Origin of the sequence: Thalassolituus alkanivorans (assembly GCF_020447205.1) — a bacterium.
Taxonomy (GTDB): Bacteria; Pseudomonadota; Gammaproteobacteria; order Pseudomonadales; family Oceanobacteraceae; genus Venatoribacter; species Venatoribacter alkanivorans.
On the sequence record NZ_JAJAEL010000037.1, the window covers coordinates 123,406 to 148,050 of the forward strand.

General features: G+C 55.0%; 20 protein-coding genes. 14 read left to right on the forward strand and 6 right to left on the reverse strand.

Annotated elements, in window-relative coordinates; translation table 11 throughout:
* The first annotated feature begins 30 nt into the window (after positions 1-30).
* The 6 genes from LGT44_RS13510 (at position 31) to rluB (ending at position 5,912) form a co-directional block, all read left to right on the forward strand.
* Positions 31-651 (forward strand): L-threonylcarbamoyladenylate synthase, encoded by a 621-nt coding sequence (locus LGT44_RS13510; RefSeq protein ID WP_230330850.1) that lies wholly within the window; start codon positions 31-33, stop codon positions 649-651.
* A 108-nt stretch (positions 652-759) separates the two neighbouring features.
* The gene (trpS, locus tag LGT44_RS13515; protein ID WP_230330849.1) at positions 760-1,776 is read left to right on the forward strand and encodes a tryptophan--tRNA ligase; all 1,017 of its coding nucleotides are present in this window, start codon (positions 760-762) and stop codon (positions 1,774-1,776) included.
* Positions 1,777-1,810: 34 nt separating this feature from the next.
* Positions 1,811-3,025: a tryptophan--tRNA ligase gene (locus LGT44_RS13520; RefSeq protein ID WP_286716687.1), complete on the forward strand. Its 1,215-nt coding sequence runs from the start codon at positions 1,811-1,813 to the stop codon at positions 3,023-3,025.
* On the forward strand, positions 3,022-3,957 hold the full coding sequence (locus tag LGT44_RS13525; RefSeq protein WP_408033931.1) for a segregation and condensation protein A: 936 nt from the start codon (positions 3,022-3,024) through the stop codon (positions 3,955-3,957). The genes LGT44_RS13520 and LGT44_RS13525 overlap by 4 nt, the downstream gene beginning before the upstream one ends.
* Complete coding sequence (gene scpB / locus LGT44_RS20180; RefSeq protein WP_328296350.1) at positions 3,954-5,039, forward strand: SMC-Scp complex subunit ScpB; 1,086 nt, start codon at positions 3,954-3,956, stop codon at positions 5,037-5,039. Before LGT44_RS13525 ends, scpB begins: the two co-directional genes overlap by 4 nt.
* Before the next feature lie 3 nt (positions 5,040-5,042).
* The gene (gene rluB, locus LGT44_RS13535) at positions 5,043-5,912 is read left to right on the forward strand and encodes a 23S rRNA pseudouridine(2605) synthase RluB (RefSeq protein WP_186436001.1); all 870 of its coding nucleotides are present in this window, start codon (positions 5,043-5,045) and stop codon (positions 5,910-5,912) included.
* Positions 5,913-5,984: 72 nt separating this feature from the next.
* On the opposite strand, the gene LGT44_RS13540 is transcribed toward rluB, so the two are convergent.
* From LGT44_RS13540 to LGT44_RS13565, 6 genes are all read right to left on the reverse strand, one after another.
* Positions 5,985-6,941, reverse strand: coding sequence for a GGDEF domain-containing protein (locus LGT44_RS13540; RefSeq protein ID WP_145470207.1), 957 nt, complete (start codon positions 6,939-6,941; stop codon positions 5,985-5,987).
* A gap of 350 nt (positions 6,942-7,291) precedes the next feature.
* Complete coding sequence (locus LGT44_RS13545) at positions 7,292-8,422, reverse strand: aminotransferase class V-fold PLP-dependent enzyme (protein ID WP_230330848.1); 1,131 nt, start codon at positions 8,420-8,422, stop codon at positions 7,292-7,294.
* A 202-nt stretch (positions 8,423-8,624) separates the two neighbouring features.
* A complete protein-coding gene (locus LGT44_RS13550; RefSeq protein WP_230330847.1) occupies positions 8,625-9,368 on the reverse strand; it encodes a YciK family oxidoreductase in 744 nt (247 codons plus the stop codon).
* Positions 9,369-9,434: 66 nt separating this feature from the next.
* On the reverse strand, positions 9,435-10,127 hold the full coding sequence (locus LGT44_RS13555) for an HAD-IA family hydrolase (protein WP_230330846.1): 693 nt from the start codon (positions 10,125-10,127) through the stop codon (positions 9,435-9,437).
* Positions 10,124-10,843 (reverse strand): bifunctional 2-polyprenyl-6-hydroxyphenol methylase/3-demethylubiquinol 3-O-methyltransferase UbiG, encoded by a 720-nt coding sequence (ubiG, locus tag LGT44_RS13560; RefSeq protein WP_230330845.1) that lies wholly within the window; start codon positions 10,841-10,843, stop codon positions 10,124-10,126. Before ubiG ends, LGT44_RS13555 begins: the two co-directional genes overlap by 4 nt.
* 31 nt (positions 10,844-10,874) lie before the next feature.
* Positions 10,875-12,209 (reverse strand): TRZ/ATZ family hydrolase, encoded by a 1,335-nt coding sequence (locus tag LGT44_RS13565; RefSeq protein WP_230330844.1) that lies wholly within the window; start codon positions 12,207-12,209, stop codon positions 10,875-10,877.
* Positions 12,210-12,464: 255 nt separating this feature from the next.
* Here LGT44_RS13565 and gyrA point away from each other — a divergent pair, with 255 nt between their 5' ends.
* From gyrA to rpsA, 8 genes are all read left to right on the forward strand, one after another.
* Positions 12,465-15,107, forward strand: a complete 2,643-nt coding sequence (gene gyrA, locus LGT44_RS13570; protein WP_230330843.1) for a DNA gyrase subunit A — start codon at positions 12,465-12,467, stop codon at positions 15,105-15,107.
* An 11-nt stretch (positions 15,108-15,118) separates the two neighbouring features.
* Positions 15,119-16,207 (forward strand): Wzz/FepE/Etk N-terminal domain-containing protein, encoded by a 1,089-nt coding sequence (locus tag LGT44_RS13575; RefSeq protein WP_230330842.1) that lies wholly within the window; start codon positions 15,119-15,121, stop codon positions 16,205-16,207.
* A gap of 101 nt (positions 16,208-16,308) precedes the next feature.
* Positions 16,309-17,391: a 3-phosphoserine/phosphohydroxythreonine transaminase gene (serC, locus tag LGT44_RS13580; RefSeq protein ID WP_230330841.1), complete on the forward strand. Its 1,083-nt coding sequence runs from the start codon at positions 16,309-16,311 to the stop codon at positions 17,389-17,391.
* 52 nt (positions 17,392-17,443) lie between these two features.
* Positions 17,444-18,535, forward strand: coding sequence for a prephenate dehydratase (gene pheA, locus LGT44_RS13585; protein WP_230330840.1), 1,092 nt, complete (start codon positions 17,444-17,446; stop codon positions 18,533-18,535).
* Between the two features lie 42 nt (positions 18,536-18,577).
* Positions 18,578-19,705: a histidinol-phosphate transaminase gene (gene hisC / locus LGT44_RS13590; RefSeq protein ID WP_230330839.1), complete on the forward strand. Its 1,128-nt coding sequence runs from the start codon at positions 18,578-18,580 to the stop codon at positions 19,703-19,705.
* Positions 19,702-21,951 carry a bifunctional prephenate dehydrogenase/3-phosphoshikimate 1-carboxyvinyltransferase gene (locus tag LGT44_RS13595; protein WP_230330838.1) on the forward strand — a complete coding sequence of 750 codons (2,250 nt, stop codon included), beginning with the start codon at positions 19,702-19,704 and terminating at the stop codon, positions 21,949-21,951. Before hisC ends, LGT44_RS13595 begins: the two co-directional genes overlap by 4 nt.
* A 10-nt stretch (positions 21,952-21,961) precedes the next feature.
* Positions 21,962-22,645 (forward strand): (d)CMP kinase, encoded by a 684-nt coding sequence (cmk, locus tag LGT44_RS13600; protein ID WP_230330837.1) that lies wholly within the window; start codon positions 21,962-21,964, stop codon positions 22,643-22,645.
* A gap of 168 nt (positions 22,646-22,813) precedes the next feature.
* Positions 22,814-24,496 carry a 30S ribosomal protein S1 gene (gene rpsA / locus LGT44_RS13605; protein WP_230330859.1) on the forward strand — a complete coding sequence of 561 codons (1,683 nt, stop codon included), beginning with the start codon at positions 22,814-22,816 and terminating at the stop codon, positions 24,494-24,496.
* Positions 24,497-24,645: the final 149 nt, after the last annotated feature.

The following is a 24,645-nucleotide window of genomic DNA, read 5'->3' on the forward strand; positions in this document are numbered from 1 at the left end:
ATGCCGTTGTGCGTGGGTTAAGGAGCTTTAGTGAGCCAATTTTTCCAGATTCACCCTGATAATCCTCAGGCGCGGCTGATCAAGCAGGCCGCAGAAATTATCCGTAGTGGCGGCCTGGCTGTGATTCCGACCGATTGTGCCTATGCGCTGGCCTGTCGTATCGGCGATAAAAAAACCACCGACCGGGTACAGCGTTTACGGCAATTGCCGCCGAAGCATAATTTCACCCTGCTGTGCCGCGACCTGTCCGAGTTGTCACTGTTTGCCAAGGTGGATAACACCAAATACCGCATGCTCAAGGCGCACACGCCCGGTGCTTTTACCTTTATTCTTGAGGCCACACGCGAAGTGCCGCGCCTTTTGATGCATCCGAAAAAGCGCACCATCGGCATCCGTGTACCCAATAACCCGATTGCCATGGCACTGCTGGAAGAAATGAACGAACCGCTGATGACCACCTCGCTGATTATGCCTGGCGACGAACTGCCGTTGTCTGATCCTTACGATATCCGTCAGTCGCTGGAACATGAGCTGGAGCTGGTGATTGATGGCGGTCACTGTGGCTTTGAAGCCACCACCGTGATCGATATGACCGATGAAATACCGGTCGTGCTGCGTCAGGGCGTCGGTGACGCCAGCGATTTTCTCTGACCTGCGCCTCTGACCCACTGCTATTCGTGTTTAAGGAGACTGAAACGCGCCGCTAAAACCGGTATGATGGCGCGTTTTCAGATTCAGAATTTCACCAAGCAGGGCAGTATGAGCAAGCAGCGTGTATTAACCGGTATTACAACCACAGGCACCCCGCATCTGGGTAACTATGTTGGCGCTATCCGTCCGGCCATTGCCGCCAGCCAGGATCAGGCTAACGATACGTTTTATTTCCTCGCCGATTATCATGCCCTGATCAAGTGTCAGGACCCGGCGGCTGTGCACCAGTCGACCATGGAAATTGCCGCCACCTGGCTGGCTCTGGGTCTGGATACCGATAATTCTGTGTTCTATCGCCAGTCCGATATCCGTGAAATTCCGGAACTGAGCTGGATTCTGAACTGTGTCTGCGCCAAAGGCCTGATGAACCGCGCCCATGCTTATAAAGCTGCAGTGGATGCCAATCTGGCCGAAAACGAAGACGCCGACAAAGCCATCACCATGGGTCTGTTCAGCTACCCGGTATTAATGGCCGCCGATATTCTGATGTTTAACGCCAACAAAGTACCGGTCGGTAAAGATCAGATTCAGCACGTTGAGATGGCGCGCGATATCGCCGGCCGTTTTAACCATATTTACTGCAAAAAAGAGCCGTTACTGAGTCTGCCGGATTATCAGGTTGATGATCAGGTGTCGGTACTGCAGGGGCTGGACGGCCGTAAAATGAGTAAGAGCTACGGCAACACCATTCCGCTGTTTTTAACCGAGAAACAGCTGCAGAAGCACATCAACAAAATCAAAACCAACCTGCTGGAACCGGGTGAGCCAAAAGATCCGGATTCCTCTACCGTATTCCAGATCTGGCAGGCATTTGCCACACCAGAGCAGACTGCTGAAATGCGTCAGGCATTTGCTGAAGGTATTGGCTGGGGCGATGCCAAGAAGCAACTGTTTGCCCTGATCAACGCTGAAATCGGCGAAGCGCGTGAACGCTACAACGATCTGCTGGCACGTCCGGCCGATATCGAAGCCGAACTGCAGAAAGGTGCTGCCAAAGCCCGTGCCATCAGCCAGCCGCTGCTGGAGCGGGTACGTGAAGCCGTTGGCATCTTTAAGCTGGCCTGATATCTGTGAACGACAGCACTGAGAGGCATTCCCTGTGAGCAGCGTCGATCCGCAGAGGCGGGTGGTATCGGGCATGCGCCCGACCGGTCAGTTACATCTTGGGCATTATCATGGTGTGCTGAAAAACTGGGTAAAACTGCAGCATGAGTTTGAGTGCTTCTTTTTTATTGCTGACTGGCATGCGCTGAGCACCGATTACGAAACCGCCGCCGGTATCCGCCGCTCAAGCCGTAATCTGCTGATCGACTGGCTGGCTGCCGGTGTGAATCCCGGTTCGGCCACCCTGTTCGTACAGAGTCAGGTGCCGGAGCTGGCGGAACTGCATCTGCTGTTGTCGATGATTACGCCAACGTCCTGGCTGGAACGGGTGCCCGGCTACAAAGACCAGCAGGAAAAGCTGCAGGACAAAAATCTCAGCACCTACGGTTTTCTCGGTTATCCGCTGCTGCAGAGTGCCGATATTCTGGCTTACCGCGCCGGTCTGGTGCCGGTCGGTGGTGATCAGGAAGCGCATATTGAAATCGCGCGTGAAATTGCCCGCCGCTTTAATCATCTTTATGGCCGTGAACCGGGCTTTGAAGCCAACGCTGTGGCTGCGGTGAAAAAGCTGGGTAAAAAAGCCTCCGCGCTGTATCAGCAGATGCGCAGCGCTTATATCAGCCATGGTGATGTTGAAGCCCTGCAAACGGCGCAGGCGCTGGTGAAAGAACAAAGCAATCTGACACTGGCCGATAAAGAGCGGCTGTTGGGTTACCTCGAAGGTATTGGTAAAAGCATTCTGGCCGAACCGCGGGCGCTGCTGACCAGTGAAGCGCGCATGCCGGGCCTTGATGGTCAGAAAATGTCCAAGTCGTACAGCAATATGATCCCGCTGCGGGCCGAGCCCGACGACGTGGCGAAAAAAATCCGTACCATGCAGACCGACCCAGCGCGCATCCGCCTGAGTGATGCCGGAGATCCGGAAAAATGTCCGGTATGGCATTTCCACACGGTGTATTCCGATGAGGCGACCTGCGAGCGGGTGCAAACCAACTGCCGCAGCGCAGCCTGGGGTTGTCTTGAATGCAAACAGCCGGTGACCGATGCCATTATTGCGGAACAGGCTCCGATCCGTGAGCGTGCACAGCAGTTTGAGGAAAACCCGGAACTGCTGGCGCGTATTCTGGCCGAAGGCAGCGAGCGTGCGCGGGATGCCGTACGCAGTACTATGAGCGATGTGCGTGAAGTAATGGGGCTGGGTTATCGATGAGCACACAGGACGTCACCGGACATTCCTCAGAACCGGCCGCAGATGTGACTGGCGCGCCGCTGCCCGACCTGGCGAAAGCCAGCATACGGGTAAAGACCGGCCAGCAGGAAATGCCGTTTGCTCTGGTGCAGGGGCAGCCGATGACCCAGCTGCCACTGGATCTGTATATTCCGCCGGATGCGCTGGAAGTCATCCTTGAGCAGTTCGAAGGGCCGCTGGATTTACTGCTGTATCTGATCCGCAAGCAGAACCTCGACATTCTCGAAGTGAATGTCTCTGAGATTGTTGACCAGTACATCGAATACATCGACATGATGCAGGCCATGCAGCTGGAGCTGGCGGGTGAATATCTGGTGATGGCGGCGATGCTGGCGGAAATTAAAAGCCGAGTGCTGTTGCCACGTAACCGCGAAGATGGCAGTGACGAGGAAGAAGACGATCCGCGGGCGGAACTGCTGCGCCGTTTGCAGGAATATGAACGCTTTAAAACGGCTGCAGAAAACCTTGACGAATTGCCACGGCTGGAACGCGATATCTTCCTGCCGGAAGTGGATGCGCCCGACCGCATTCAGGAGCGGGTGCATCCGGAAGTGGAAATGCGTGAACTGATGCTGGCCTTTGCCGCAGTATTGCGCCGGGCTGAGCGTTTTGAGCATCACGAAATTCAGCGTGAGCAGCTGTCCACCCGTGAGCGGATGAGCGATGTATTGGCACGGTTGCAGAGCGGGCACTTTATGTCGTTCCGCGCCTTGTTTGATCCGAGTGAAGGCAAGCTGGGTGTGGTAGTGACCTTTCTGGCGATTCTTGAGCTGGTGAAAGAATCCTTGATCGACATTGTGCAGCAGGATACTTTCGGCCCGATTCATTTACGTGCCCGGGAGCACAGCGCCGCAGGGGCGCCCTCGTATCAGCAGGACGGAGAGCCGCAATGACGCAACCGCCGTTAAAAAACATTCTCGAAGCAGCGCTGATGGCGGCTGGCGGCCCGTTATCGCTGGAGCGTATGCAAAGCCTGTTTGACGAAGACCGTATTCCGTTACCGTCTGAATTGAAAGCCGCATTGACTGAACTGAAGCAGGATCTGCTCGGGCGCGGTATTGAACTGGTCGAAGTGGCTTCAGGCTATCGTTTGCAGGTACGCACTGAAGTTGCGCCTTGGGTGGCACGTCTGTGGGATGAACGGCCACAGCGTTATTCGCGCGCATTGCTGGAAACCCTGGCGTTGATTGCCTATCGCCAGCCCATTACCCGTGGCGACATCGAAGATGTGCGTGGCGTGGTGGTCAGCTCCAGCATTATGAAAACCCTGCTGGAGCGTGAATGGGTGCGGGTTGTAGGCTATCGTGATGTGCCGGGGCGGCCGTCGATGTACGCCACCACGCGCGAGTTTCTTGATTACTTTGGTTTAAAAAGTCTCGAAGACCTGCCCAGTCTGGGCGAAATCCGCGAGCTGGATGACGCCAACCGTAAGCTGGAGCTGGGCGATGATGCCGAAGCACGCAAAGAACCGGCGAAAGATTTTGAATTCCGCAGTGACGAAGAAGTGGCCCAGCGCGGCGCTGATGTACTGGCTGCCACCGAAGAAGATCTGGCAAAAGCGGCTGACATTGTCGCACGGGTAGAAAGTAATCTGTTCGCACGGGATGACGACGACGGCGACGAAGCGGATAATGACGGCGAACCGAAGAAGCGCAGCATTGGCGATCTGCTGCAGCGGCTGGAACAGAAAGCCGTTGAAGAAGAGCAGGCGGCTGCAGAATCAGCAGCGGCAGAGTCTGACACCGAAGAGCCTGATTCCGGAGAGCCTGAGCAGGCTGCAGAAGAGAGCGTGGACGAAGATACTGGCGTGCGCGAAGCAACAGAACATACACAAACTGATGGCGAAAAGTACGGCGATGACGCTGACGCTATTGCCGTTCAACGGACTCAGGATGTTCCGAGTTTATTTAACCAAACCCCTGACACGATGCGGCCGGATGCCCCTGACGCAGCTGCGGATGAAGAAGATCGATAAATTATGAATGAACGTATCCAAAAATTGCTGGCACTGGCTGGTGTGGCTTCCCGTCGTGAAGTTGAACGCTGGATCGGTGAAGGCCGTGTCAGTGTTAACGGCGTAACCGCCAAGCTCGGTGACCGTGCAAGCCGCTACGACGATGTGCGTGTCGATGGCCGCCAGATCAAACTGGAAGACGCCGGTCGCTCGCGCCGTGTGCTGGCCTATAACAAGCCGGTGGGTGAAGTCTGTACTCTGAAAGACCCGGAAGGCCGGCCAACGGTGTTTGACCATCTGCCGAAAACCAAAGGCGAGCGCTGGGTAAATATCGGCCGTCTGGACATCAATACCAGTGGTCTGTTGCTGTTCACTACCGATGGTGAACTGGCCAACAAGCTGATGCATCCGTCTTCCGGTGTTGACCGTGAATATGCGGTGCGTGTGCGCGGTGACGTCGATGAAGCAATGATCGAACGCCTCAAAGAAGGGGTGATGCTGGATGACGGCATCGCGCGTTTTACCGACGTGAAATTCTTTGATGGTGAAGGCCAGAACAAGTGGTTCCATGTGGTACTGATGGAAGGTAAAAACCGCGAAGTCCGCCGTCTGTGGGAGAGCCAGGGCATTGCCGTGAGCCGCCTTAAGCGTGTGCGATATGGCTGTATCTTTATGCCGTCTAATGTACCGGTTGGTACCTGGGTTGAACTTGGGCAGCGTGAAGTGAACGACCTGGCGGATCTGGTTGGCATCGAACGTAAGCAGACCAAACGCATGGTTGGCCGTGAGAAAGAGCAGTTCCAGCGAGTGGCCAAACGCCAGAAAATCCGCCAGCAGGCGACCGCGCGTAAAACCTCTGCGCCGAAACCGCGCCAGAAGAAGAAAATCGACTGAGCCGCTGTATTCGCTGTATTGCTCAGCCATAAAAAAGCCGCTCATTGAGCGGCTTTTTTATGCTTTACGAATTTACAACAGGCTCTTTGATGCCGGTGTATCCAGCTCGTCATCGGTATCACATACCACCCGGTTACGACCGCTGTGTTTCGCCTGATACAGCGCTTTGTCGGCGCGTTGTACCAGCGAGTCCATGCTGTCTTCTATCATCAGCGTGGCACAGCCGATGCTGGTGGTGACCTGCAACCGTCCTTTATCGTTGCTGAAATCCAGAGCACTGATACTCATACGGATGCGTTCGGCAATGCGTAATGCACCGGCGTGTTCGGCATTGCTGAGCATGATCAGAAACTCTTCGCCGCCATAGCGGAAGCACATATCGGTCTGGCGGATACAACCGGTAATGCAGCCGACGGCTTCCTTCAGTACCTTGTCACCCATACTGTGACCGAATTCATCGTTGACCAGTTTAAAGTGGTCCAGATCCAGCATCAGGATTGAAAGTTGCTGGCCGTGGCGTTTGGTCAGCTCGATTTCCCGCTGCAGGGTTTTATCCAGTGCTACGCGGTTGCCGGCGCCGGTCAGCGGGTCGCGGAAAGCGGCGGCCAGAGCTTCGTGGTAGCGCAGCGCGTTACGCATCGGATAAACCAGTGTGGTCAGCAAACCTTCGAGATTGGCCAGTTCATGCTCACGAAAGCGGGTCGAACGGTGAAACACCAGATCGCCCATATAATCCTGCTGCGTCTGCAGCCGATAGCTGGCGCTGTGCACACTGTTGCGGCCATAGCTCAGCAGCAGGTTGTGGGCGTTATGGCTGAAGCTGATGCCGTCGACCAGTACCGCTTGCTGGATTTCCTCAAAGAAAATTTCCAGCAGTTGCGACAGTTCTAATGTTGTCTGCAGTTTGCCTGACAGCTTCAGCAGCACTTCCGGGCGTATATCGGGCTTCGGTGCCAGATCTCCGATACTGGAAACGATCTTGTCGTCCTGGAGTTCTGCCCGGCCGTTGCTGTGTAACGGACTGACCATGAGTTACCTCATACAGGTAAATGATTCCTGATCAGTAGAAGCGATTTCTGTGCCAGTATTTATATTGGATATTTTTCCTTAAAAAACAAAGTGTTAGATACTAACTCTGTGTCTTGGTGGCAGGATGTTGGCAATTTGACAAAAGGTCATACTGATTTTTTGCCAATAAAATGACTGCTTGATCAGAGAATAATGACAAAAACCGGACAAAAGCTGTGCAGGTCTGATCTGTTATTGGCAGAAATAGATAATAAAGTGATCAGATTTAGGAAGAAGGTAGGAAGTTTACCGGGTCAGCGGCAGAGGTATGCCGCTGACACTTGCCGCTGACTACAGTCGCCGATCAGGGGTTAAACAAGCTGGTCGACCACTTTCTCCAGACGCGCAACGGCACCGTCGATATCGTGCAGCTTATCGAGCCCGAACAGGCCGATGCGGAATGAACGGTAATCGTCACCTTCATCGCACATCAGCGGCACGCCGGCGGCGGCCTGTAAGCCTAAGGCGGCAAACTTTTTACCGTTCTGCAGTTCGGTGTCGCTGGTGTAACTGACCACCACGCCCGGTGCTTTAAAACCTTCGGCGGCGACACTGTGTATGCCTTTGCTTTCCAGCATCTGGCGCACGCGTTTGCCCAGGGCCAGCTGCTCGTCCCGCACTTTGTCAAAACCGTAGGCTTTGGTTTCCAGCATGGTGTCGCGGAATCTGGCCAGGGCATCGGTCGGCATGGTGGCGTGGTAGGCATGACCACCGTTTTCGTAGGCCTGCATGATCATATGCCATTGTTTCAGGTTGGCGGCAAAGCTGGTGCTGGTGGTGGTTGCCATCACATCCAGTGCAGCCTGATTCATCATGATTAATGCGGCGCAGGGGGAGGAGCTCCAGCCTTTCTGCGGGGCGCTGATCAAAATATCGACGCCCACGGCTTTCATATCGACCCACAGGGTGCCGGAGGCAACGCAGTCGAGTACCAGTAAACCGCCCACCGAATGCACGGCATCGGCGACGGCTTTGAGGTAATCGTCCGGCAGAATCATGCCGGACGCAGTTTCGACGTGGGGCGCGAACACGACATCCGGCTTTTCTTCTTTAATTGTGGCGACGACTTCGTCGACCGGTGCCGGCGCAAAGGGCGCAGGAGTCTGGGAGCTGTCGGTGCGGCGCGCTTTTAATACCGTGCTGGAGGCCGGAATATTGCCCATGTCAAAAATCTGGGTCCAGCGGTAACTGAACCAGCCATTGCGGATTACCAGCGTCTTTTTATCCTGAGCGAACTGGCGCGCCACGGCTTCCATACCATAGGTACCACCACCGGGAACGATGGCCACCGCATCGGCGTTATAAACCGACTTCAGGGTCGCGGAAATATCGTTCATAACGCCCTGAAAACGTTTGGACATATGGTTCAGAGAGCGGTCGGTAAATACCACGGAATATTCGAGCAGGCCTTCGGGATCGGGGGTGGGAAGTAAGCCAGCCATACGGTGTGCCTCCTGCGCATCTGCGCTCTGATCAATCGGTAATATCTGACGGATTGGACAGGAAAAGCACGGTGGGGTAAAGAGCAGGTTGGGCAAAAACCGCAGGGGTGAGCGGGAAAAACCGTACCCGCTGTAGCAACAGTAGTACTAAACAGTGTTACTAAACTGTGACTACAGTGCTGCGCGGGCACGCGATAGCGGATTATTTTTTCGGTTGTGCGTCCAGACTCTGGCCATGGGTGCCAATGGATTCCGGACTCATCAGATGCAGGTAGAGTGGCATGATGGTATCGGCTTCCGGCACTTTGCTCGGATGCTCGGCCGGGTAAGCAGCGGCGCGCATGCTGGTGCGGGTGCCGCCGGGATTAATACAGTTAACGCGGATGTTGCTGGTGTTTTCCAGTTCCTGCGCCATAACCTGCATTAAGCCTTCGGTGGCAAACTTGGAGACCGAATAGGCTCCCCAGTAAGCACGGCCTTCGCGGCCAACACTGCTGGTGGTGAAAATAACCGAAGCATCCGCCGGCGCCTTACGCAGCAGAGGCAGCAGGTGTTTCATCAGTGCGAACTGACCGTTAACGTTAATCTGCATCACCTTCTGCCAGGTATTCCAGTCGTAGTTTTCCAGACTGGTGCGCTGGCCGAGAACGCCGGCATTGAGCAGTACACCATCGAGATGGCCGAAGTTTTCGTCAATCAGTTCGGCCAGCTGGCGGAAAGGCTCTTCGTCATGCTGTTCCAGATCGAAGGGCAGCACGGCGGCCTGTGGCAGGTTTTCGGCCTCGATCAGATCGTAGGTATCGTTCAGCGCTTCCTGGGTGCGGCCCAGCAGTAAAACGGTGGCTCCGGCCCGGGCATAGGTGAGGGCGGCCGTCCGGCCGATGCCGTAGCCGGCGCCGGTTACCAGAATAGTGCGGCCTGTCAGTGAGTTCGGGGCGGTTTCCATCGGTCTACCTTTTTTCTGTATATAGGGTTGTTGTTAATGGCGCGTGGCCGTATCAGGTTCCGGGCTTTATCCGTGGCTGGCCTGCAATAAACTCAGCAGATCCAGCGGCTGATGAATCAGCCGGTCGGCCTGCCAGTTGTCAGGGTGATCACCGGCTTCGATATAACCGAAAGTGGCGGCAACACTGAGCATGCCGGCGGCGCGGGCGGCGTCGATATCGCGGATATGGTCGCCGACATACCAGCAATCAGTGGCTTGCAATCCAAGATCGGCGGCGGCTTTTAGTAATGGCTCGGGGTGCGGTTTGGACTTTGTGACATCATCCGGGCACACCACCACATCGCCTGTAATAGCGAGTTTTGCCAGCAGGGCTTCGGTATACAGCCGTGGCTTATTGGTCACGATTCCCCAGCGGATATTCTGCTGCTCAAGGCTGGCAATCACTTCTGCGAAGCCGGGAAAGTAACCACTCAGCAGGCCGATATTCTGCAGATAACGGTCGAGAATCTGTTGCCGCTGGTCGAGAAATTCCTGCGCTGCGTTGGCCAGATCACGTCCGGCATGGTCCGGGTGATCAAAGGTCAGGCGGGTCAGTGCGGCGCCACCGTTGGATACCTGCTCGCGGATGGTTTCATCGGCCAGCAGCGGTTTACCCAGCTCTTTGCGCAGGCCGTTTACTACGTCATAAAAATCCGGCGCGGTGTCGACCAGCGTGCCATCCAGATCAAACAGGATGGCTTTGGGGCGGCTCAGGCTCATACGGCGCTGTCCGGTTTACGCGTTGCCATCAGGTAATTAACGCTGACGTCGTTGTCTTTCAGTTTGTAGATTTTGGTCAGCGGGTTATAGACCATGCCGGTCATATGCTGCACTTCCAGCCCCACGTTACGGCACCAGCGGGTCAGCTCGCTGGGCTTGATGAATTTGTGGTAATCGTGGGTGCCGGCCGGCAGCAGGCGCATCAGATATTCGGCGCCGAGAATGGCAAAGGCATAGGCTTTCGGGTTGCGGTTAATGGTGGAGAAAAACACCTGGCCGCCCGGTTTTACCAGCTGATAGCAGGCGCGGATAATGGATTCCGGGTCCGGTACGTGTTCCAGCATTTCCAGGCAGGTGACCACGTCAAAGCTTTCCGGCTGCTGTGCCGCCAGCTCTTCCACCGGAATGCACTGATAACTGACCTTTACGCCGGATTCCAGCGCGTGCAGTTTGGCGGTGTTGAGGTTGGCTTCGCCCATATCAATACCGGTCACCGCGGCACCGCGGCTGGCCATGCCTTCACTCAGAATGCCGCCGCCACAGCCGACGTCGAGCACGGTTTTGCCGGCCAGTGGCGCATAGCGGTCGATGTAATTGGTGCGCAGCGGGTTGATGTCGTGTAGCGGTTTGAACTCGCTTTCCAGATCCCACCAGCGCGAGGCGAGGGCTTCGAATTTGGCGATTTCGGCGCGATCAACGTTCTGTGTCTGTTCCATGCTCGGCTCCTGCAAAAAGTAATTCGTTGGTTCAGGACTGGCGGATACGGTCAGCCCACTGGCGGGCGTTGTGCTGTATCTGTTGTTCGTCCAGGGTGGTCAGCTCGCCCTTGTTCAGCAGCAGTTTACCGGCGACCCAGACATGGCTGGTGGCGCGGCTGCTGTCGGTGTAAACCAGCTGGGAAATCGGGTCGTACAGTGGCTGCTGCGCCAGTTGTGACAGATCCACCGCCTGCAGATCGGCCCATTTGCCGGGGGTCAGCGAGCCGGTCTGATCGTCCAGTCCCAGTGCTTTGGCGCCACCCAGGGTCGCCATATACAGCGCCTGTGCGGCAGGGACGGCGGCAGCGTCGCCGGCGACGGCTTTGGCCAGCATGGCCGCGGTTTTCATCTCGCCCTGAATATTCAGATCGTTGTTGCTGGCGGCACCGTCGGTGCCGAGGGCGACATTAATCCGGCTGCTCAGCAGCTGTGCCGATGGGCAGAAACCGGAGGCCAGTTTCAGGTTGGATTCCGGGCAGTGCACAACCGAGGCGCCGCTATGTTGCAGGACGCTGATGTCTTCAGCGCTGATCTGGGTCATGTGTACACAGCTTACGCGCTCGGTCATAAAGCCCAGTTCGGCCAGACGCTCGGTTGGCCGGCAGCCAAACTGCTCGATGCTCTGTGCCACTTCAAAGGCGGTTTCCTGCAGATGGATCTGGATCGGCATATCCAGCTGGTCGGCCAGTGTGGTGATTTCCTGCAGTGGGCCGTTGGAAACGGTGTAAGGCGCGTGTGGGCCCAGACCCAGAGTCAGCAATGACTGATGTTTGTAAGTGTCGCGCACGGCCAGTGCTTTCTTGATGTACTCGTCGGCGTTCTGGGCAAAATTGGTGGGGAAATCCAGTACCGGGGTAAAGCTGACGTTACGGATACCGGCTTCGAGGGCGCTTTCCACCCCCGAGCCCGGATAAAAATACATATCGGCATAGGTCGTGGTGCCGCACTTCAGCATCTCGGCGATGGCCAGGCGGGTACCGTCACGCACGAAGGCGTCATCCACCCAGCGTCCTTCGGCCGGCCAGATATGTTCCTGCAACCAGGTCATCAAGGCCAGATCATCGGCCATACCGCGAAACAGCGACATCGCCGCATGGCCGTGAGCGTTTACATACCCGGGGAGTAACACGTGGTCAGGCAGGTCGAGGGTTTCGGTGGCCTCGTGGCTGACGGCTGCCTGATCCTGCACGGCGAGAATCCGTCCATCTTTAATAAACACCGCCTGATGATGCAGCAGGCTGGCAGCGTTGCTGGTCTGGCTGCCGCTCTGGTGATTACTCATCGGGATTACCCAGCGGGCGTTAATTCTCAGGTCGGCCTGCATGTCTCGGCTCTCTTTCCGTACGCATAAAGGCCAGCATTATAAACGCGCAGGCTTCTCCCGTCTCGCGTTCAGGCTGTTACCGGACTCGCTAGGTATCTTGTTGATTTATGGTATGATTCGGCACTTTATTGGCAGCCTTGTCCGGACGGTGTCAGCACAGAGCCTTGTGCATCCGGGGAGGTGGTCAACAACAAGGACAGAATCACCTGAAAATGACCATAAAAGGGTGATCCGCAGAACACGGGCCGAGTATCTATGGGTGAGTTAGCCAAAGAAGTTCTTCCGATTAACATTGAAGACGAGCTGCAGCAGTCGTATCTCGATTACGCCATGAGCGTAATCGTAGGGCGCGCATTGCCGGATGTACGCGATGGCCTTAAGCCCGTACACCGTCGTGTACTGCACGCGATGAACGTGCTCGGTAACGACTGGAACAAGCCTTACAAAAAATCGGCGCGTGTGGTCGGTGACGTGATCGGTAAATACCACCCACACGGTGACTCTGCGGTGTATGACACCATCGTGCGGATGGCGCAGGATTTCTCCATGCGTTACACGCTGGTCGATGGCCAGGGTAACTTCGGTTCGGTCGACGGCGACTCTGCGGCGGCGATGCGTTATACCGAAGTGCGGATGAAAAAGATCAGCCATGACATTCTGGCTGATATTGACAAGGAAACCGTTGACTGGGTGCCTAACTACGACGGCACTGAACAGATTCCGGCGGTGATGCCGACCCGTATCCCGAACCTGCTGGTCAATGGTTCGTCCGGTATTGCGGTGGGTATGGCAACCAATATTCCGCCACACAACCTCACCGAAGTTCTGAACGGCTGTCTGGCGCTGATTGATAATCCGGAACTGGATGTCGATGCGCTGATGGAATATATCCCGGGACCGGATTTCCCGACCGGTGCTTTTATTAATGGCCGTGATGGCATTGTTGAAGCTTACCGCACCGGCCGTGGCCGTATTTATCTGCGTGCCCGTCATCATTTTGAAGAAGATGAGCGCAACGGCAAAGTATCGATTATTTTCACCGAGATCCCGTATCAGGTGAACAAAGCCCGTCTGATCGAAAAGATCGCCGAGCTGGTTAAAGAGAAGAAGCTGGAAGGCATCACCGAACTGCGCGACGAGTCGGATAAAGACGGTATGCGTATTGTGGTTGAGTTGCGCCGTGGCGAAATGCCGGAAGTGGTGCTTAACAACCTGTTTGCCCAGACCCAGCTGCAGGGCGTGTTCGGTATTAATACCGTGGCGCTGGTTGATGGTCAGCCAAAAATCCTGAACCTGAAGCAACTGCTCGAAGCCTTTGTTAAACACCGCCGTGAAGTGGTGACCCGCCGTACCATCTACGATCTGCGCAAGGCGCGTGAACGTGGTCACCTGCTGGAAGGTCTGGCGCTGGCACTGGCGAACATTGACCCCGTGATTGAACTGATCAAAAAGTCTCCGACGGCTGCAGAAGCGAAAGAAAATCTGATTGCCACTCCGTGGGCGCCGGGTGATGTGCTGGATATGCTGGAACGTGCCGGCCCGGATGCCTGCCGTCCGGATGATCTGCCGGAAGAGTACGGTTTCCGTGATGGTAACTACTATCTGTCACCGGCTCAGGCACAGGCGATTCTGGATCTGCGTCTGCAGAAACTGACCGGCCTTGAGCACGAAAAACTGATTGAAGAATATCAGCTGAAACTGACCGAAATTGCCGAATATCTGGAAATTCTGGGCAGCGCCGATCGCCTGATGCAGGTGATCCGCGAAGAGCTGGAAGCGGTGCGTGAAGAATACGGCGATGCCCGTAAGACCGAAATTATGGCGGTTAAGCGTGACCTGACCATGGCCGACCTGATTCCGGAAGAAACGCTGGTACTGACCCTGTCGCATGGTGGTTATGCCAAGACTCAGCCGATGGATGCCTACCAGGCGCAGAAACGTGGTGGTAAAGGTAAGTCGGCCACCTCGGTTAAAGATGAAGACTTTATTGAGCGCCTGCTGGTGGTCAACAGCCACGACACCGTGTTGTGCTTTACCGATGCCGGTAAGGTGTACTGGCTGACCGTATACGATATTCCGCAGGCCAGTCGTAATGCCAAAGGCCGTCCGATTGTGAACGTGCTGAATATGTCGGAAGAAGGCGAGCGCATTACCGCTATTCTGCCGGTCACAGAATACAGCGAAGACCGTTATGTATTTATGGTGACGGCACGCGGTACCGTGAAGAAAACCACGCTGGATCAGTTCAGTCGTCCGCGTTCCTCGGGGCTGATTGCCTGTGAACTGGACGAAGGCGATCATCTGGTGGGTGTTGCGATCACCGATGGTAGCAAAGACATTCTGATGCTGTCCGATGCCGGTAAAGCGGTACGCTTTAAAGAATCCGATGTGCGTGCCATGGGTCGTACCGCCCGCGGTGTACGCGGTATCAAATTGGGCGATGGTCAGCGCGTTATCTCGCTGATTATTCCGGAAGAGGGCGGCACTATCCTGACCGCTTCCCAGCGTGGTTACGGTAAGCGCACCGACGTGACTGAATTTCCGACCAAAGGCCGCGGCACCCAGGGTGTTATCGCTATGGTCACCAGCGACCGTAACGGCCCTCTGGTCGGCGCGGTGCAGGTGTTTGACGGTGATGAAGTCATGCTGATCAGCGATCAGGGCACACTGGTCCGTACCCGGGTGAATGAGGTCTCGGTACTGGGTCGTAATACTCAGGGTGTGACCCTGATTAAAGTATCCGAGAAAGAAAAACTGGTTGGCGTTGAGCGTATCTGTGATGCCGAAGAAGACGAAGAGTCAGTACTCGAAGGTGAAGTCGTTGCTGAGCAGGATTCTGCTGTTGTGGCTGATGATGCTCAGTCAGGTGACTCTGATGTGGGTGCTGAGGAAGAATAAGTTCAATGGGCATGGATTCCGCATATAGTGTTAATAGTGTTAGCAGTGACGAAATAGATCTGTTTGACCTGATCGATGACATTAAAGAGAAATGGTATTGGCTGGTTGGCACCGTCGTACTGTCTCTTTGTCTGGCGTTGGTTTATGCGTATACAACCACACCGGTTTATCAGACCGAGGTAGTGTACAAAGAGGTGTCTGATGTTGATCTGCTGCCACTTAATCAGCCACGACTACAGGGGATTTTTTCTTTAAGTCGCGAAAAGGCTTTTAAAGAAGTAAGGGCGCTTGCGCGCTCCGGTAATAGTAAACGAGTCTTTTATAATCAGCTGCTTGCTGAAAATAATGCTGAGTTATCAGCATTAATTTATGCGGAAAAGCTGACAGAAGAGCAAAACTTTGTATTGTTTTCTGAGCGTTTTACCTATGCTGATCCGGGCGCAAAAGAGACGGATGTGTTGCTGCGGATTCAGTTTGAATTAAGCGATCCTCAGTGGGCGACGCAGCTGTTGAATCGTTACAGTGATTTTATTCTGCAGCGTTATCTTGACGAGGTACGCAATACGCTTGAACTGACCAGAGATGCCAGGCTTGAAGCCCTGGAACTTGAGGCGGATGGCTTACGCACAAAGTATCTGGCTCAGAAAAATCAGCGCATGCTTATGCTGGAAGAAGCCTCTTCTATTTCCGCTTCCATTAAGCAAAAAATGCCGTTTTATTCAGGTAATAATAACGCTTTGCTGGGCTCTCAGCCGCCATTGTTTATGATGGGGCAAACGGTTATTAATTCCGAACTGTCGCAGATCCGCAGCCGTGCTGAACATGGTGAGGATGCCTATATCAGCGGATTGCCAGAGTTGAACTGGAAAATTCAGAATCTGAAAAAGGCAGAGGTCAGCTGGGATAAAGTCCGCTTTGTGCAGCTGGATCAGTCGGCTGTATTGCCGTTAAAACCGGTTAAACCACGTAAGGTAATGATTGTTGCCTTGGCGGGTGTTGCGGGTGGTATGGCAGGCGTTGTGTTTGCTTTATTGGCGGCGGCTCAGGCTCGCCGCAGAAATTCTGAGAGAGGTCGTCGCGCCGCCTTGCAGGGATGCTGATCATCCCGCTGATGGTAGGGTAACGAAAACTCTGAGTGTTCTTTTTCCGGTGCGGCTTTAACAAAGCCGCGCCTTTTTGTTATCAGTGAGTTCAAAGCAAAATGAGTCGAGCATATAACTTCTGTGCGGGGCCTGCGGCATTGCCAATGGCGGTTCTGGAACGTGCCCGTGAGGAAATTGCGGACTGGCATGGCAAGGGCCTGTCGATCATGGAAATGAGCCACCGCAGCAAAGAGTTTGTTGGTGTGGCAGCACAGGCCGAGCAGGATTTGCGTGATCTGATGGCCATTCCTGCGAATTACAAAGTTTTGTTTATGCAGGGCGGGGCGCACAGTCAGTTCAGCATGGTGCCGATGAACCTGCTGCGTGGCGGTAAAAAGGCCGACTATATTGTTACCGGTCAGTGGTCGAAAAAAGCCGTTGGCGAAGCCAAACGCTACGCTGATGTACACATTGCCGCGACCACCGAAGGCAATAATTTCACCTCCGTTCCGGCTCAGCACGAACTGAATCTGAGCCCTGATGCAGCTTACGTTCATTACTGCCCGAACGAAACCATTGGTGGCGTTAAATTCGATTACATTCCGGACGTCGGTGACAAAGTACTGGTAGCGGATTACTCGTCTGCTATTTTGTCCGAGCCGATTGATGTATCGAAATTCGGTCTGATTTACGCCGGTGCCCAAAAAAACATTGGCCCTGCCGGTCTGTGTGTGGTGATCGTACGTGAAGATCTGCTGGGTGACACTCTGCCGGGTACGCCAACCATGTTTGATTACAAGGTGTGTGCGGATAACGATTCTATGTACAACACCCCTCCGACTTACAGCTGGTATCTGGCTGGTCTGGTGTTCCAGTGGCTGAAAGCTCAGGGCGGTGTTGAGGCTATTAGTGTGGTGAATAACCGCAAAGCAGCCAGGCTGTATGATTACATCGATAACAGCGGCTTCTACGCTAACCCTGTGGTCAAAAATAACCGCTCCATCATGAACGTGCCATTCACCCTGGCCGATGCTGCGCTGGATAAAACCTTCCTGGCGGAAAGCGAAGCGGCTGGTCTGCTGAATCTGGCCGGTCACCGCAGCGTCGGTGGTATGCGCGCCTCTATTTATAACGCCGTATCGGAGCAGGCGGTTGATGCCCTGATCGGCTTTATGGGTGATTTCGCCAAGCGTCACGGTTAAGCGACGCTGGCTTGCAGATCATGGCTAAACAGACAGAAAACGGCAGAACACTATGAGCGAAGCACAAGAGCTGGATCAGCTGCGTCAGCAGATTGATTCACTGGATCAGCAGATTCAGGACCTGATTAACCAGCGCGCCCACTGCGCTCAGCAGGTGGCAGAGGTTAAGCAGAAATACGCATCGCCCGGCGAGCTTGTGGTGTTTTACCGGCCTGAGCGTGAAGCTCAGGTGCTGCGTAAAGTGATGGAGCGTAATCAGGGGCCGTTGCCGGATGAGGCCATGGCGCGACTGTTCCGCGAAATCATGTCGCAGTGTCTGGCGCTGGAAGAGCCGCTGCAGGTGGCCTATTTAGGGCCGGAAGGGACCTTCACCCAGCAGGCGGCGGTAAAACATTTTGGCCATGCGGTGCAGTGCCGCGGTCAGGTGTCGATTGCCGATGTATTCCGCGAAGTGGAAAGCGGCGCCGCCAATTACGGTGTGGTGCCGGTGGAAAATTCCACCGAGGGCGTGGTAACCCATACCCTCGACAGCTTCTTTGATTCCAATCTGCAGATCTGTGGCGAAGTAACGCTGCGCATTCATCATCACCTGTTGGTGAAAGCCGATGCTGAGCCGGTAGAACGTATTTATTCCCACGCCCAGTCACTGGGGCAGTGCCGCCGCTGGCTGGATCAGAATTACCCTAATGTTGAGCGCATTGCCGTCAGCTCCAATGCCGAAGCGGCACGTCGCGCCAGCAAAGAAGCCAATGCGGCGGCTATCGCCAGTGAAGCGGCGGCGGAGTTGTATCAGCTCCGGATTCAGGCAGCCAATATTGAAGACCGCCCGGATAACACCACGCGTTTCCTGATTATTGGTCGTCAGGCAACCACGCCGAGCGGCGATGATAAAACCTCGGTACTGGTATCCAGCCGCAACCAGCCCGGTGCGCTGTATCAGGTACTGGAACCGTTTCATAAGGCCGGTATCAGCCTGACCCGGATTGAAACCCGTCCGGCGCGCAGCGGTACCTGGAATTACGTATTTTTTATCGATTTTGAAGGTCACCGCCACGACGCAAGCATTGCGCCGTTAATTGATGATCTGCGCGATGTCGCGCTGGATTTCAAATGGCTGGGCTCCTATCCGAAAGCCGTGCTGTAAGCCGGCTTTTCTTCCCTATTAACGCATTGTAAGGCAGGCATTATGGCAGTCGATTTTCAGCAGCTGGCAGTGGAAGGCGTTCGTGGCCTGATGCCCTATCAGCCGGGTAAACCTATTGATGAACTGGCGCGCGAGCTCGGCCTGAAAGAAGCCGACATTGTTAAGCTCGCCAGTAACGAAAACCCAATGGGCCCAAGCCCGAAAGCGCTGGCGGCCATTCAGACGGAACTGGCGGATCTTACCCGCTACCCTGACGGCGCCGGTTTTGAGCTGAAAAAAGCCCTGTGCAATACACTGAGCAGCGATGCTTATCAGGTTGCGCCAGAGCAGATTACTCTGGGCAACGGCTCCAGCGATATTCTCGATTTTATTACCCGTGTTTTTGTCAATGACGGCGATGAGATCGTGGTGTCACAGCACGCCTTTGCCATTTATGAGCTGGTCGCACGCATGGTTGGCGCCCGTACTCTGGCGGCACCGGCGAAAGATTTCGGCCACGACCTCGACGCTATGCTGGCACTGATCGGTGATAAAACCCGCATCGTATTTATTACCAATCCGAATAACCCGACCGGCACCTGGCTGACAAAAGACGAACTGACGGCGTTCCTCGATAACGTGCCGGAGCGCGTGCTGGTGCTGCTCGACGAAGCCTATTTTGAATACGTCGATGAAGCCGAGTATCCCGATGGTATTCAGCTGCTGAGCCGTTATCCGAATCTGGTTATTACCCGTACCTTCTCCAAGGCCTATGGTCTGGCGTCGTTGCGCGTGGGTTATGGTATTTCCAGCCCGCAGATTGCCGACTTGCTCAACCGTGTACGTCCGCCGTTTAACGTTGATTCCTTTGCGCTGGCGGCCGCAGCGGCGGCGTTGTCTGATGACGATTATGTGGCACAGAGTGTGGCGGCGAATAAGGCCGGTATGCAGCAACTGACCGCAGCGTTTGATGCGCTGGGCCTGAGTTTTATTCCATCGGTTGGTAACTTTATTGCCTTCCGTGTGCCGGACGCTATGGGCGCGATGGATGTGTACAATCAGCTGCTGGCAAAAGGGGTGATTGTGCGCCCGGTGGCTAACTACGAGATGCCGCAATATCTGCGCGTTTCTATTGGAACCCAGGCCGAAAATGCCACCTTTATCAGTGCTTTGACCGCGGTGTTGTCTTGAGCAGAAAAGCGACGTTGTTTATTCCCCGGGTTGCCGTTATCGGCCTCGGTCTGATCGGCTGTTCCTGGGTGAAAGGCTTGCGCGTGCGCGGCTGTGTGGGTCAGGTTGCCGGTTTCGACCGCAATCTGGATTCGATGCAGCAGGCGCTGGACGTTGGCCTGATTGATGAATTCAGCAGCGATATCACCGAGGTGGTGCGCGCCGCGGATCTGGTGATTATTTCGGTGCCGATTCTGGCCGTGCGTCAGGTGCTGCAGGATATTGCCGCAGCCATTGGTGACGCTACTGTGCTGACCGATGTTGGCTCGGTGAAAGGCTCTGTGGCCGGTGATGTCGAGGCGGTATTTGGTGCTGGCTTCGGCCGCTTTGTGCTGGGTCATCCGATTGCCGGTTCTGAGCGCAGCGGGGTGAGCGCCGCCGATGAAAATCTGTATGTGCGCCATAAAGTCATTATCACTCCGCAGCCGCACACCGACCAGGCGGCTTTGCGTCTGGTGCGTGCTGCCTGGCAGGCCGTGGGTGCGGATGTTGAGGATATGGCGGTCAGTCATCACGATGAAGTGCTGGCCGCGACCAGTCATCTGCCGCATCTTCTGGCCTATTCGCTGGTCGATACCCTGGCCAACAGCCACGAAAACAAAGAAATCTTTAACTATGCCGCCGGCGGCTTCCGCGATTTTACCCGTATCGCCGCCAGCAGCCCGGTGATGTGGCGCGATATTTTTTCCGCCAATAAAGAGCAGATTCTGAAAACGCTGGACCTGTTTCAGCACGATCTGAATTTTTTACGCAGCGCGATCGAGCAGGAAGACACCACCACGGTGATGGGGGTGCTGACCCGTGCTAAAGTGGCGCGCGACCATTTTTCTAAAATACTCGCCCGCAGGGCCTACGTTGAACCTATGAAAACCGCATCTGTTACCTATATCGCATCACCTGCCGGTTCGCTGAGCGGCAGTTTCCGTGTTCCCGGAGATAAATCCATTTCCCACCGTTCCATCATGTTGGGCTCGCTGGCGGAAGGCACGACCGAAGTCAGTGGCTTCCTTGAAGGGGAAGACAGCCTGGCAACGCTGCAGGCATTCCGTGATATGGGCGTGGTGATCGAAGGTCCGCACCGTGGCCGGGTAACCATTCATGGTGTTGGTCTGCACGGTCTGCAGCCACCACCGAATGCGCTGTATCTGGGTAATTCAGGTACCTCAATGCGTCTGCTTGCAGGCTTAATGGCCGGTCAGAATTTTGATGTGGAAATGAGTGGCGATGAGTCGCTGTCCAAGCGTCCGATGGGCCGTGTAGCTGATCCACTGAGGCTGATGGGTGCAGTGGTGGAAACCGCCGAAGCCGGTCGTCCGCCAATCAAAGTATTCGGTGCCGGTAAACTGAAAGGCATTCACTACGATCTGCCGATGGCCAGTGCCCAGGTAAAAAGCTGTGTACTGCTGGCCGGTCTGTACGCCGAAGGCGAAACCTCGGTGACTGAACCTGCACCAACCCGCGATCATACCGAGCGTATGCTGAAAGGCTTTGGCTATGACGTAAAGGTTGATGGCAGCACGGTGACGCTGCAGTCCGGCGGCAAACTGACCGCAACCAGCATTGACGTGCCGGCGGATATCTCATCGGCAGCCTTCTTTATGGTTGCCGCGAGCATTGCCGAAGGTTCCGATATCACCCTCGAACACGTGGGCATTAACCCGACCCGTATTGGTGTAATCAATATCCTGCGCGCCATGGGCGGCAATATTGAGGTGTTGAACGAGCGCGAAGTGGGTGGTGAGCCAGTGGCGGATATCCGTATCCGCAGCGCACAGTTAAAAGGTATTCATATTCCGGAAGATCAGGTGCCGCTGGCCATCGATGAATTCCCGGCGCTGTTTATTGCCGCCGCCTGTGCCGAAGGCGAAACCGTTCTGACCGGTGCAGAAGAATTGCGGGTAAAAGAAAGTGACCGTATTCAGGCCATGGTCGATGGTCTGATCACTCTGGGTGTGGATGCCAAAGGCACCGAAGACGGGGCTGTCATCCAAGGAATGGGAGCAACCGGCCGTTTTGGTGGTGGCGAAATTGTTACTCATCACGATCACCGTATCGCCATGAGTTTTGCCATTGCTTCCTTACGTGCCGCCGAGCCGATCATCGTTCTTGACTGCGCCAACGTAGCAACCTCATTCCCGGATTTTGTCGGCCTGGCCAATAATGCCGGTCTGCAACTGGATATGATCAGCAAGCCTGCTGCCGAATAAAGGAGTTTTGATGAACCTGTCCGCCGCCCCTGTAATTACAATCGATGGCCCGTCCGGTGCCGGCAAAGGCACCGTGTGTGCCCGTCTGGCGCAGGTGCTGAACTGGCAGCTGCTCGACAGCGGTGCGCTGTACCGTATTACCGGTCTGGCCGCGAGCCGCAAAGGTCTGGAACTGGATGATGAAACGGCGGTTGCTGCGGTCGCCGCTAGTCTGGATGTGCGTTTTGAACCGACCCCTGTCGGCGTGCGGGTTATCCTGGAAGGGGATGACGTAACCGATTCAATCCGAACCGAAGAAGTCGGCAGTCTGGCTTCCCAGGTCGCGGCATTACCGGCGGTGCGGGATGCATTACTGCAGCGCCAGCGTGATTTCCGCACCGCACCGGGTGTCATTGCCGATGGCCGCGATATGGGCACGGTGGTTTTTCCGGATGCACCGGTCAAGGTATTCCTCACCGCCAGTGCCGAAGAACGTGGCCAGCGCCGTTACAAGCAGTTGCTTGAAAAGGGATTTAGTGCTAGTTTACCCGCCCTTATCGAAGACATCCGAGCTCGCGATGAGCGTGACAGCAACCGTTCTGTCGCCCCATTGAAGCCCGCGCAAGATGCTGTACTGATCGACAGCACCTCAATGAGCATTGAGGAAGTATGCGATCAGGTAATGAATCTTGTCCGTACTACTGGACTGATCTGAGATGAAACCGGTGCGTTAGCCGGCTCTGTCCCCGCGGCGGGAAAATGAGAAAACGCACAGGTTTTTATGTTTGACTAACCCCGAATGTCTGGCCATTTGGTACGCGTTGTCTTCCATTAATTACCCCACGGAAGCGCGCCTTAACGAGATAGGTACATACTCATGAGCATGAGCGAAAGCTTTGCAGAATTATTTGAAGAATCCCTTAAAGAACTGGACATGCAGCCAGGTTCCATCGTTACCGGTACTGTTGTCGATATCGACAGCGATTGGGTTACCGTTAACTCTGGCCTGAAATCTGAAGCTGTTATCCCACGCAGCCAGTTCCTGAATGAAAAAGGCGAGCTGGAAGTTGCTATCGGCGACACCACTCAGGTATCCCTGGAAGCCGTTGAAGATGGTTTCGGTGAAACCCGCCTGTCTCGTGAAAAAGCGAAACGCGCAGAAAGCTGGATTGAGCTGGAAAAAGCCTTCGAAGCTGACGAAATGGTTATGGGTATCATCAATGGTAAAGTCAAAGGCGGCTTCACTGTTGATCTGAAGAACATCCGTGCCTTCCTGCCAGGTTCTCTGGTTGACGTACGTCCGGTACGCGACACTCTGCACCTGGAAGGCAAAGAGCTGGAATTCAAAGTTATCAAGCTGGATGCCAAGCGTAACAACGTAGTTGTATCCCGTCGTGCCGTTCTGGAAGCTGCTAACAGCCAGGAACGCGAAGAACTGCTGGCTAACCTGCAGGAAGGTCAGTCTGTTAAAGGTATCGTTAAGAACCTGACCGACTACGGTGCTTTCGTAGATCTGGGCGGTGTTGACGGCCTGCTGCACATCACTGACATGGCGTGGAAGCGCATCAAGCACCCAAGCGAAATCGTTGCTGTTGGCGATGAAATCGACGTTAAAGTGCTGAAGTTCGACCGTGAGCGCAACCGCGTTTCTCTGGGTCTGAAGCAGCTGGGTGATGATCCATGGGTGAACATCAACGAGCGTTACCCAGAGCACGCCCGTGTTAAAGCACGCGTAACTAACCTGACTGACTACGGCTGTTTCGCTGAGCTGGAAGAGGGTGTTGAAGGTCTGGTTCACGTATCCGAAATGGATTGGACCAACAAAAACATCCACCCAAGCAAAGTGGTTCAGGTTGGCGACGAAATCGAAGTTATGGTTCTGGACATCGACGAAGAACGTCGTCGTATCTCCCTGGGTATCAAGCAGTGCACCATGAACCCATGGGAAGAGTTCGGTACCAAGTTCAACAAAGGCGACAAGATCTCCGGTAAGATCAAGTCCATCACTGACTTCGGTATCTTTATCGGTCTGGATGGCGGCATCGACGGTCTGGTTCACCTGTCTGACATTTCCTGGAACGACAGCGGCGAAGAAGCCGTTCGTAACTACAAGAAAGGCGACGAACTGGAAACTGTGATCCTGTCTATCGATCCTGAGCGTGAGCGTATCTCTCTGGGCGTTAAGCAACTGGAAAGCGATCCGTTCTCTGAGTACGTTGCTGAAAACGACAAGGGCACTCTGATCACCGGTAAAGTGATCTCTGTAGACGCTAAAGCCGCTATCATTGAAATCGCTCCTGGCGTTGAAGGCACTCTGAAAGCCTCTGACATCAGCCGCGACAAGGTAGAAGATGCCCGTAACGTGCTGAACGAAGGTGACGCGGTTGAAGCTGTGATCACTGCCGTTGACCGTAAGAACCGCGCTATCAGCCTGTCTGTTAAAGCAAAAGACAGCGCAGAAGACAAAGCGGCTCTGAAAGAACAGCGTGCTAAGGCTGATGCCGAAATGACTGGTCCTACCACTATTGGTGACCTGATCAAAGAGCAGCTGAACCAGAAAGACTAAGTCTTGCTGAATTAAGCTGATCTGAAAAAACCCGCTTCGGCGGGTTTTTTTATGGGCACCGTCCGTGGCGCCCACCCTGCGGGCCGCACTGCGTGCGTTAAGCTTTGTTCCTGACAAAGCTTTGATGTCTGGCCATCCATGGCCGGCAC